Source organism: Tumidithrix helvetica PCC 7403 (assembly GCF_965232925.1).
In the GTDB taxonomy this organism is placed as follows: Bacteria; Cyanobacteriota; Cyanobacteriia; order Pseudanabaenales; family Pseudanabaenaceae; genus Tumidithrix; species Tumidithrix helvetica.
The window spans coordinates 24,946-33,781 of the sequence record NZ_CBDDRA010000044.1 but is presented as its reverse complement, the minus strand read 5'-3'; the positions used below and the strand labels follow the sequence as shown (position 1 = coordinate 33,781).

Here is an 8,836-nt window from a genome sequence, read left to right as displayed (position 1 = left end):
GTTCATCCTCGGTCAATCGGACAATATATTTCTTTTGCATAAAGCTTCTTCGTGCTCTATACAATTTCGCCGATTTGAGCCTATTTGCCAACCCTAATTTTTAGATGTGACGCTGCACTAGTCGTTTTAGCAGAGCATTTAAATAGTGGACGCATTTTATCCATTGATCGCCGCGATTTCAGCGTTTATCGATGGAATAACAAGCCTTTTGAAAATCTTTTGATATAGCTATCCACGCTTTCAAGCCCTGATACAATAGGTGGGGAAATTTTGGCAAAGCTAGTTAGCGTAATTTACGTTGACCGACAATCGAGTTAATACCCCGCAATCTAAATCGTGAAGTTGTGCGTAATCTCCTGCTACCATGACAGTAAGGGCTCTAGCAAAAATAAAATGATCGCACAAGACAAGCAGCAAGCAAGTTCGCAGACTCATCTCAAAGCAATAGATTGGCTGCCCATTATTCGCAAATTTGAGGCGATCGTAGGGGCTAAAAACGTCGTGCGAACTCGCGAAGAACTGCTGGCTTACGAATGCGATGGCTTGACGAGTTACAAACAACAGCCTGCCGTAGTTGTCCTGCCTCGTACTACCGAGGAAGTCTCAGAAATTGTAAAGGTATGCGATCGCTTTGCACTTCCTTTTTTAGCTAGAGGTTCTGGCACGGGTTTGTCTGGTGGCGCTTTACCCTTAGAGAATTCCGTCCTAATTGTGACCGCTTTAATGAAGCGCATTCTCAAAGTCGATCTTGAGAATCAACGCGTAGTCGTGCAACCAGGCGTGATTAATAACTGGGTAACTCAGGCGGTAAGTGGTGCTGGCTTTTATTATGCCCCAGATCCATCCAGTCAAATCATTTGTTCCGTTGGGGGCAATGTTGCAGAAAACTCAGGTGGGGTGCATTGCCTTAAATATGGAGTCACGACCAATCACGTTCTGGGATTAAAACTGGTATTGCCTGATGGTGCGATCGTTGACGTAGGCGGCGAGATTGCCGAGATGCCAGGATATGACCTCACAGGTATCTTTGTCGGTTCGGAAGGAACCTTGGGCATTGCCACAGAAATTACCCTGAGAATACTCAAAGCAGCGGAATCCATTCATGTTCTACTGGCTGACTTTGATAATGTAGAAGCCGCAGGAGCCACGGTGTCAGGGGTGATTGGCGCAGGCATCATTCCTGGTGGCATGGAAATCATGGATAACATGAGCATTAATGCTGTGGAAGATACACTCGCTACAGGTTGTTATCCTCGCGATGCCATGGCAATTCTCTTAATTGAAATTGATGGCTCAGAGTTGGAAGTTGCAGAAAATGCAAAACGGGTAGAAGCCATTTGTCGGCAGAATGGCGCACGCAATGTCACCACGGCGACGGAACCCGAGCAACGCCTCAAACTTTGGAAGGGTCGCAAGGCAGCTTTCGCGGCGATGGGCAAGCTCAGTCCAGATTATTACGTCCAAGATGGCGTCATTCCCCGCACAAAATTGCCCTATGTGCTCAAAGAGATGGAAGCGCTCAGCCAAAAGTATGGCTACCCCATTGCCAATGTTTTCCATGCAGGCGATGGCAACTTACATCCATTGATTCTCTACAACAATTCTATTCCTGGTGCGTTAGAAAAGGTCGAAGCATTAGGGAGCGAGATCCTCAAGCTCTGCGTCAGAGTAGGGGGAAGTATCTCTGGCGAACATGGCATTGGTGCAGATAAACGCTGCTATATGCCAGAAATGTTCAGTCCTGCTGATTTGGAAACGATGATCTGGGTGCGATCGTGCTTCGATCCTAAAGGAATTGCCAACCCCACCAAGATTTTCCCAACTCCCCGCACCTGTGGTGAAGCCGCTAATTCTCAAGCAATCCATCAGTTAGATAGTCAATTTAAGCAGATAGAAAGGTTTTAGAAGAGTTGTCAGTCGTCGGTCGTCAGGAGGCAGTTTGGATAAAACAAAAGAATTGATATCATTACTCGATAACCAATAACCTTCTTATGCCAAACTACACGGTAAAAGTTCTACAAAAGACGGCTTTTAAATTACAGCCTATTGACAGTAGTAAAATCACTCACCCAAATCAAAAGCAAGAGGTTGCTGCTGGGAAGGAATTCGCTCTGCATAGTTATCTATTCGATCGCGTCACCAATCATTACAAAGTCGCCCTTCTGATTGACTCTTTTAACGGTCGAAACAGTTGGTATGTCTATGCCGAGCACGTGCAGATTCTCAAAGATGATGTCGTGCAGCCCAAAGGAGCACCAGAATCACCTAAAGCACCGACTAGCGTAGAAACTAAATGTCCCCTATTTTAGCCAGTTAGATAACATCAATAATCCCTTTGGTTCTTGCAATGTTACATCCACAGCCATGTGTCTTGCCTACTTTGGGCTACGTGCCAAAGATCCAGATGTCCAGTTAGAAGACGAGTTATACAATTACTGCGATACCCACAGCTTAGATCGTCATAACCCTGCCGATCTGGCGACGCTGATCGCCGACTATGGCTATAAGGATAAATTTAAACTAGAGGCAAAATGGTCAGAGGCAAAAGCTTGGCTCAATCAAGGGAATCCACTGATCGTGCATGGCTACTTTACAAGATCTGGGCACATCATTGCGATCGTGGGTTATAACGAAGTTGGCTGGGTTGTTAACGATCCCTATGGGGAATGGTCGGCGGATGGCTATGACACCAATGCGAGTGGAGGGGGTTTAACTTACTCCTATGAGGCAATGGAGAGAGTCTGCGGTGCTGATGGCGATTTATGGATACACTTTGTCAGTAAGTAGCAATACGAGGAAAGAACTTAACCGATCAGTTGTTGGACGATCGCTTCGTGCGTTAAACCTTCCAGTAGAAGTTTGTCAACAACAGCAAGGCGATCGGATAAGCCAATAATAAAGCGATTGCAGTCTTCGCCTCTTGATTCGCAGGTAGTTTGTGCTGCTAACAACTCTCGACCCGTGAGGCGGCTAAAAAAGGAAGTGAGAATCCCTGCTTCTAAAAAGCAGCTAGGACGATTTTCCCCAGGAACTTGACGACTATAGGGGGAGTTATAGGTCTTAATCACTAAAACTCCATGGGCTTGATGTTCTGGATCGAACTCAAATTTTCCCCAGCCATGGGTTTTCCAACATTCCTTTAAGCATTGTAGGAAGGTAATCATTTCCATCTCGGCTAGCGATTGATCGTAATACTCCGCGATCGATTCGCTAAAACGGGTATAAAAGTTTTTACCCCACCATTTACCGCAATTAAATAGCACAAGCCTAGAAGCCTGACCAGTTTCTTTGGCTAAGCCTGCATAGAGTGCCGCAATGAGCGTATCAGGAATAGCAATGAGGCGATCGCCTCTACGACTTTCCAGCAAGCCTAGCTCTAGATCGCCACGCACATACGCCCCGTAGTCAAAATAGTTGGCAGGGACACGATTATCTTTAAGCAAATCTGCAACAGAAATCATAAGTTCATAAAGGGTCAGTGGATTCTTGGCAAGAGATCGTAAACGGCTACTTAGAGTTAGTAAATCAGCGTTACTTGTGCTGCGGTAATCAATGGCTGCACCAAGGCAAGTTGGCTAGCACTGAGTTCTTTCTTTAAGACTTGATTGAGAGATTTATAAAGAGTTTCATTGAGTCGTCGCAGATCGTGGGCTGACATAATTTGCTCTAACCAACCCAGTAGCTTTTGCTTGAGGAAATTCTCATCGTTTAACAACATGGACATGGCACAATAACGCATCACCAATACAAGATTTTTAATGCCTCTTTCGAGATCGGCAGTATCTTGCTTAGGCATCTCTTCTTCTACGCGATCGGCGACAGCCTGTAGGATCTCTAACTCGCGATCGCGTAAAAGTTTGTATAGTGCTAGGCGTTCTGGCAAAGAAGTCACGTAGGATTGCAACAATCCTATTTCTTCGGTGCCAAGATATCGCTCGTTGGCTTGGTCGATCAGATCTTGAACTTGACTACTCATAGATTTGTCCTTTGAAAGCTAAAAATGACAGCTAAAAGAAACTAGAGATATCATCTAGGAAATCCTCTAAGGTTTCTTTCTTTTCTTCTACTTTGGCTACTCCAAGTGAAGGCGTTGGTGCAGCAGCAAGAGGAATACCAGACCAAGGAATCATACTGAAGTACTGATTTACAGAGAGCTTGAGGTCGAGTGTGGGCGCGATCGCAACATGACCGTTAAGATTGCCGATTCCCTGACTAGGCGCAGCGGTAACGACCTGAGGGCGATTTTCCCAGTTCACACCTTGCCAAAAGCTACGGACAGATTGCTGCGTCCAAGTTGATGTTGTGTTCATTTTAGTAATTCACCATCGCGTAAGCGTTTCTCAATATCGCGGCTGGTTCCACCTTCATTGAGCCAAAATGCTGCCGCATCAATGCGATTTTTACCTCCCAGCAAGAATTTACAATAGTTCTCACCCATTGAGTAGCATTGAATTTCAATACAATCTAGTTCTTTTTTAACTAGATAGGTAAAGAAGCCAGAAAATAAGCCTGCATAGAGGTGACAAACGGGTTTGCCAACATCGCCTAAAGTACGCGCCACTGCGGAGTCAAAGATACTAATGAACATAAAGCCCTGCTTGCGATCGCTCATATCCATCTTCCAACGTCCCCATCCTTGAGAGGTAAAGGGCCACCACCAAGTTTCCAGCAAAAAGGGTAGGTTGGTTTGACGAATGCTGCGTCCAAAGTCGCGCTCAAACCACTGAGTAAAAAACTCAGCATCCTTGAGTCCCCACTCGCAGCCAATGGTATACATCACTGCCGCAGAAGCTTCACCCACTTCTTCTTCTAAACCTTCTTGCAAGCCAATGATAAAGTCTTCACTTGTCAGGACATTTCGTAAACCATTCCAGTCTTCAATTGTTCCTCTCTCAAAATCAGGCTTAAAGAAATCTTGCAGGCTATAGTGGTTGTTTCTTTTTGTGCCCTTGATCGAGCTTTCGGAAGATTTTGCCGCAACAGTCATAAACTTGATACTCCTAGTTGGACGATAGATTTACGCAACAATATTTCGAATAGTTTGAGGAAAGAGATTACAAGCCCCTCTTTGTACTAGGTAATTGCTCAGACACACGAAAATCTGTGTTTTCAAGTTGTTTAACCATCGACCGAGTAATTAGCTGACCAATTTCGACAAGCGTTTGTCCCGTAACGGGGTGCAACAGAGGTTTTTCGCAGCGCCGACCAATCAGGGCTTCAATGTCCTGAATCGACTGCACGTACATCCCAACTGGCAGTTCTACGACCACCCCTTCTGCCATGACCTTTGCTTGACAAGCTAGGCGAGAATTGGGCTTACAGGTAGTAATAACTTCTAAGGTGCGTTGTTCGCGCCTTGCCATCGGACTTAAAGAGTCCATCCCAGATTGGATGTAAACGTGACAGGTAGCGCACATTCCCCGTCCACCACATTCTTTAAGAATATTTAAATCTTCTCCCATCAGTACAGATAGCAATGCACCGTTTGTGGCGATGTCTGCTTCTTGTGCGATCGGCTCAATCCTGACTCGCTTAGCCATAAGTTCCCTACCCCTACCTAATTGCCACTTGGTATTCTTAAGCTAACACTAAGTCTATCGCATCTGAGCGAATGGTCTCTGTTTATTGACCTAACAATTTTTGCATTCGTTACTTTCGATCTGTGCCAATCAGTAAATTTTGCTGTTGGGCATCAAGGCAATCTTGCTTGAGCATGACGTCAAAGTTGCGAATGACTTGACAGCAACGATTGATAAAAGCTTTTGTCCAGTCTTGAATTTGCTGGTGTTGCTCGGGATTGCATGCGATCGCCTTTTGGCGGGGATGGGAAAGTTGGGCATTGCGATCGACCTCAAATTCTGCTAGCCAAGCGATCGTGGGGCGACTGGAACGCCAATAGTTGGCAACGACCATTTTGCCGAGATAGTCCGTGGTAAATCGACTCAATTTGTTCATCACCCCGATAAGTTCATCTAACTTATACTCTTGCGTACTATTTTTCGTTGATACTGACTTAATGTGCGTTTCTACTATTGCTGCATCTAAAGGAGATGCTTGTGTTTTTGGGGTTGAAGTTGTGGATGATTGCCTGTTGGCTTTAGGAGACTGAGGAGGCGTAACATGAATCTGTGATTTTTTTGCTGATTCACTGGCTAATTCAACGGGTATAGCAACCTTTGCTGGTTGATCTGCTTGTTGGAATCCAGCATTGTTCTGACTTGTTAATGTTGCTTGCGTAGCATTACCCAATAACAGTTTGAAAGCGGAAATCGTATTGTAGGTATCTGTTTCAACCAGCTTCTTAATACTAGTAATCGCATTTTTATAACGTTCGAGATCCAAATCTTTTCCTGTTAATACCAAGAGTACTAAGCCATGACTGAGCTTGTAGATAAAAACAACATTTTCAGAGAAGGAAAATTCAAAGGCTTCAAAACCTTCTGGCACATTTTCTAATACATGCAAGACTCCTTGCCCCAAAGCCTGCTTTGTTCTTTCCAAAACTGAATCTAGCCTATAAAAATAAGGGCGCATGCGCCTATTTGTGAGGGCAACGCCATCAATTCCTGCTAAATTCAGAAAATCTTGGATATCCGCCCGATTCATAATTTTTCACACTTCGTTTTTTATGATCGACATTCCTTTCACCCTAGACCAATTACGCATCCTGAAAGCGATCGCGGCTGAAGGTAGCTTCAAGCGCGCTGCTGATAGTTTGTATGTGTCACAGCCAGCAGTTAGTTTGCAAGTTCAACACCTAGAGCGACAGCTAGATGTGCCTTTATTCGATCGGGGTGGGCGACGCGCACAGTTGACAGAGGCAGGGCAGTTACTCTTGTCCTATGGCGATCGCATTTTAAGCTTGTGTCAAGAAACCTGTCGCGCCATTGAAGATTTACAAAACCTTAATGGTGGAACCCTGATCATTGGAGCCAGTCAAACGACAGGTACTTATTTGATGCCTCGGATGATTGGTTTGTTCCGCAAGAAATACCCTGAAGTTGCAGTCCAACTCCACGTTCATTCTACTCGCCGCACCGCATGGAGTGTTGCAAATGGACAGGTAGACTTGGCAATAATTGGCGGGGAAATCCCAGCTGAATTACTCGATTCTTTAGAAATTACCCCCTATGCTGAAGATGAGCTAGCTCTAGTGTTACCTATGATGCACCCCTTGGCTCAGGCTGGTACTTTACCGAGGGAAGAGTTATATAAGTTACAGTTTATCGCCTTAGATTCTCAGTCTACAATTCGCAAGGTGATCGATCAAGTTTTGATGAGAAGTGGGGTCGATCCCAAACAGTTGACGATTGAGATGGAGTTAAATTCAATTGAGGCAATTAAAAATGCCGTACAGGCAGGGCTGGGGGCAGCATTTTTATCGTTAACAGCGATCGAAAAAGAATTGCAAGTCGGTGCGATGCACCAAGTCTTGATTGATGGCTTAGTGATCAAGCGGACGTTATTACAAATTAGAAACCCTAACCGTTATCGCTCTAAGGCAACAGAGGCATTTTGTGGTGAAATTTTGCCGCTGTTTAGAGATAAAGCGATCGGAAACCCCACTGTTCTTTAAATTTAAGTGCTTTAACTTGATTTAGCCCGAAAAATGCCAAAGGAGGAGGTGTACCCATGTAAAAAGGTCGTGCCGCCCACAGGTCCAATTTCTCCAGAGCAGAAAAAACCACCAAGGGGAAGTAGTCCCAAATATTTGTTAAATAGCTCTGAGTCAAAATTTGGTTTGCCATAGAGTTTTTCGCCTCTACCCACACAGGAAAACATTACTGCTGCCGTAGCTGAGCTAGATCCTTCAGAGATGATTTGCTTGTGGTAGCGTCTAAGTACGTCTTCTAAGTCTAGGGCTGAAGCATGGGCATCCCTTAGGTGTAACTGAATTCGCTGTCCCGGACGCATTCTGTCACCCACCGCGATCGCACCCGATTTTGGATCGACGCCAATAATGTTACGAATTAAGAAGTCGCCCTGCTCTGGTGCAGATTTAAATTCATTCATCACCACACCCAAAAACAGAGAATTTTGTGCCAACTGGCGATCGCTTTGACTCAGATCGCCCACAATATCTTGTAAAACCGTCAGGGGCGGTTGCCCTTCTAGAGAAAGAATGAGGTTGCGATCGCACTCAGAGACTTGCAGCATCTTGCCAATGGGACGACAGCCCTGCGCCACAACGGCATCAATGGAAACATCACCCCATAGGGCAATACCCACTAAACCTTGACGGTAGAGCTTATAGTTATCTTTGTCATGAAAACAAAACAAAGCATTGGCACCGAGTCCACCACCACTTGCCAAGCCCCCAACCTTAACGGCACTAGGGTAAGCAAAATCTAAGCCTTGCAGCAGATCGTTCACAGGAAATGAAAAAGGATCGCCGAGAATCACAAAGTTTGGCTGTACCTGTGGGTCAACATCGATCAGATCCTGCCAATGGTTGGGCGGACTGTCCAGATCGGGCACATCTTCTTCGCTGAGATGAAATATTTTCATCTCAACATTTGGCAAGTGACCGACCATCAGAGATATAGCTGGCAAGTCTTCTAGCTCTTGCCCCCTACCCACGATGCCACTGCCCGAACAACCAATCAAGTGTTTGATGGGCAACTTTTCGGAAAGCAAGGGCAATAGCCGAGGATAGTCACTGGCAAAGCTACTTGAGATAAACAGCAATCCCAAGTCTGGCGATCGTTCCCCTAAAGCCTGTAGAACCTGCTCAGACACCTCTTGCACCGCAGCTTCCAGTGATACTTTAGTAGAGAGGCTACTAACCCATTTCATATGCCTTTCCTCTGTTTCATGCTGCTATGGTTTAATTAAC

General features: G+C 45.3%; 11 protein-coding genes. 4 read left to right on the top strand and 7 right to left on the bottom strand.

The genetic code is table 11. The features are described from left to right. Window positions 1–393: 393 nt before the first annotated feature. From glcD to ACP2WE_RS24715, 3 genes are all read left to right on the top strand, one after another. Complete coding sequence (glcD, locus tag ACP2WE_RS24725) at window positions 394–1,905, top strand: glycolate oxidase subunit GlcD (RefSeq protein WP_425218184.1); 1,512 nt, start codon at window positions 394–396, stop codon at window positions 1,903–1,905. A gap of 86 nt (window positions 1,906–1,991) precedes the next feature. Then, window positions 1,992–2,309: a hypothetical protein gene (locus tag ACP2WE_RS24720; protein ID WP_425218183.1), complete on the top strand. Its 318-nt coding sequence runs from the start codon at window positions 1,992–1,994 to the stop codon at window positions 2,307–2,309. Between the two features lie 13 nt (window positions 2,310–2,322). Then, on the top strand, window positions 2,323–2,787 hold the full coding sequence (locus tag ACP2WE_RS24715) for a C39 family peptidase (RefSeq protein ID WP_425218186.1): 465 nt from the start codon (window positions 2,323–2,325) through the stop codon (window positions 2,785–2,787). A gap of 17 nt (window positions 2,788–2,804) precedes the next feature. On the opposite strand, the gene ACP2WE_RS24710 is transcribed toward ACP2WE_RS24715, so the two are convergent. From ACP2WE_RS24710 to ACP2WE_RS24685, 6 genes are all read right to left on the bottom strand, one after another. Next, window positions 2,805–3,461, bottom strand: coding sequence for a V4R domain-containing protein (locus ACP2WE_RS24710; RefSeq protein WP_425218182.1), 657 nt, complete (start codon window positions 3,459–3,461; stop codon window positions 2,805–2,807). Window positions 3,462–3,517: 56 nt separating this feature from the next. Further along, on the bottom strand, window positions 3,518–3,976 hold the full coding sequence (locus ACP2WE_RS24705) for a bilin-binding protein (protein WP_425218181.1): 459 nt from the start codon (window positions 3,974–3,976) through the stop codon (window positions 3,518–3,520). Window positions 3,977–4,007: 31 nt separating this feature from the next. Next, window positions 4,008–4,310: a hypothetical protein gene (locus ACP2WE_RS24700; RefSeq protein WP_425218180.1), complete on the bottom strand. Its 303-nt coding sequence runs from the start codon at window positions 4,308–4,310 to the stop codon at window positions 4,008–4,010. Next, window positions 4,307–4,987 (bottom strand): V4R domain-containing protein, encoded by a 681-nt coding sequence (locus tag ACP2WE_RS24695; RefSeq protein ID WP_425218179.1) that lies wholly within the window; start codon window positions 4,985–4,987, stop codon window positions 4,307–4,309. Before ACP2WE_RS24695 ends, ACP2WE_RS24700 begins: the two co-directional genes overlap by 4 nt. A 67-nt stretch (window positions 4,988–5,054) precedes the next feature. Further along, window positions 5,055–5,540: a 2Fe-2S iron-sulfur cluster-binding protein gene (locus ACP2WE_RS24690; protein WP_425218178.1), complete on the bottom strand. Its 486-nt coding sequence runs from the start codon at window positions 5,538–5,540 to the stop codon at window positions 5,055–5,057. A 109-nt stretch (window positions 5,541–5,649) separates the two neighbouring features. Further along, a complete protein-coding gene (locus ACP2WE_RS24685) occupies window positions 5,650–6,606 on the bottom strand; it encodes a hypothetical protein (RefSeq protein ID WP_425218177.1) in 957 nt (318 codons plus the stop codon). A gap of 22 nt (window positions 6,607–6,628) precedes the next feature. Here ACP2WE_RS24685 and ACP2WE_RS24680 point away from each other — a divergent pair, with 22 nt between their 5' ends. Beyond that, window positions 6,629–7,576, top strand: a complete 948-nt coding sequence (locus tag ACP2WE_RS24680; protein ID WP_425218176.1) for a LysR family transcriptional regulator — start codon at window positions 6,629–6,631, stop codon at window positions 7,574–7,576. A gap of 11 nt (window positions 7,577–7,587) precedes the next feature. Here the strand turns inward: ACP2WE_RS24680 and ACP2WE_RS24675 are convergent, their stop codons facing one another. Continuing rightward, window positions 7,588–8,796, bottom strand: coding sequence for an FIST signal transduction protein (locus ACP2WE_RS24675; RefSeq protein WP_425218175.1), 1,209 nt, complete (start codon window positions 8,794–8,796; stop codon window positions 7,588–7,590). Window positions 8,797–8,836: the final 40 nt, after the last annotated feature.

Bases quoted from the DNA above. Each gene is read 5' to 3' on its own strand.
- glcD (WP_425218184.1), top strand. From the start codon at position 394: ATGATCGCACAAGACAAGCAGCAAGCAAGTTCGCAGACTCATCTCAAA.
- ACP2WE_RS24720 (WP_425218183.1), top strand. From the start codon at position 1,992: ATGCCAAACTACACGGTAAAAGTTCTACAAAAGACGGCTTTTAAATTA.
- ACP2WE_RS24710 (WP_425218182.1), bottom strand. From the start codon at position 3,461: ATGATTTCTGTTGCAGATTTGCTTAAAGATAATCGTGTCCCTGCCAAC.
- ACP2WE_RS24705 (WP_425218181.1), bottom strand. From the start codon at position 3,976: ATGAGTAGTCAAGTTCAAGATCTGATCGACCAAGCCAACGAGCGATAT.
- ACP2WE_RS24700 (WP_425218180.1), bottom strand. From the start codon at position 4,310: ATGAACACAACATCAACTTGGACGCAGCAATCTGTCCGTAGCTTTTGG.
- ACP2WE_RS24695 (WP_425218179.1), bottom strand. From the start codon at position 4,987: ATGACTGTTGCGGCAAAATCTTCCGAAAGCTCGATCAAGGGCACAAAA.
- ACP2WE_RS24690 (WP_425218178.1), bottom strand. From the start codon at position 5,540: ATGGCTAAGCGAGTCAGGATTGAGCCGATCGCACAAGAAGCAGACATC.
- ACP2WE_RS24685 (WP_425218177.1), bottom strand. From the start codon at position 6,606: ATGAATCGGGCGGATATCCAAGATTTTCTGAATTTAGCAGGAATTGAT.
- ACP2WE_RS24680 (WP_425218176.1), top strand. From the start codon at position 6,629: ATGATCGACATTCCTTTCACCCTAGACCAATTACGCATCCTGAAAGCG.
- ACP2WE_RS24675 (WP_425218175.1), bottom strand. From the start codon at position 8,796: ATGAAATGGGTTAGTAGCCTCTCTACTAAAGTATCACTGGAAGCTGCG.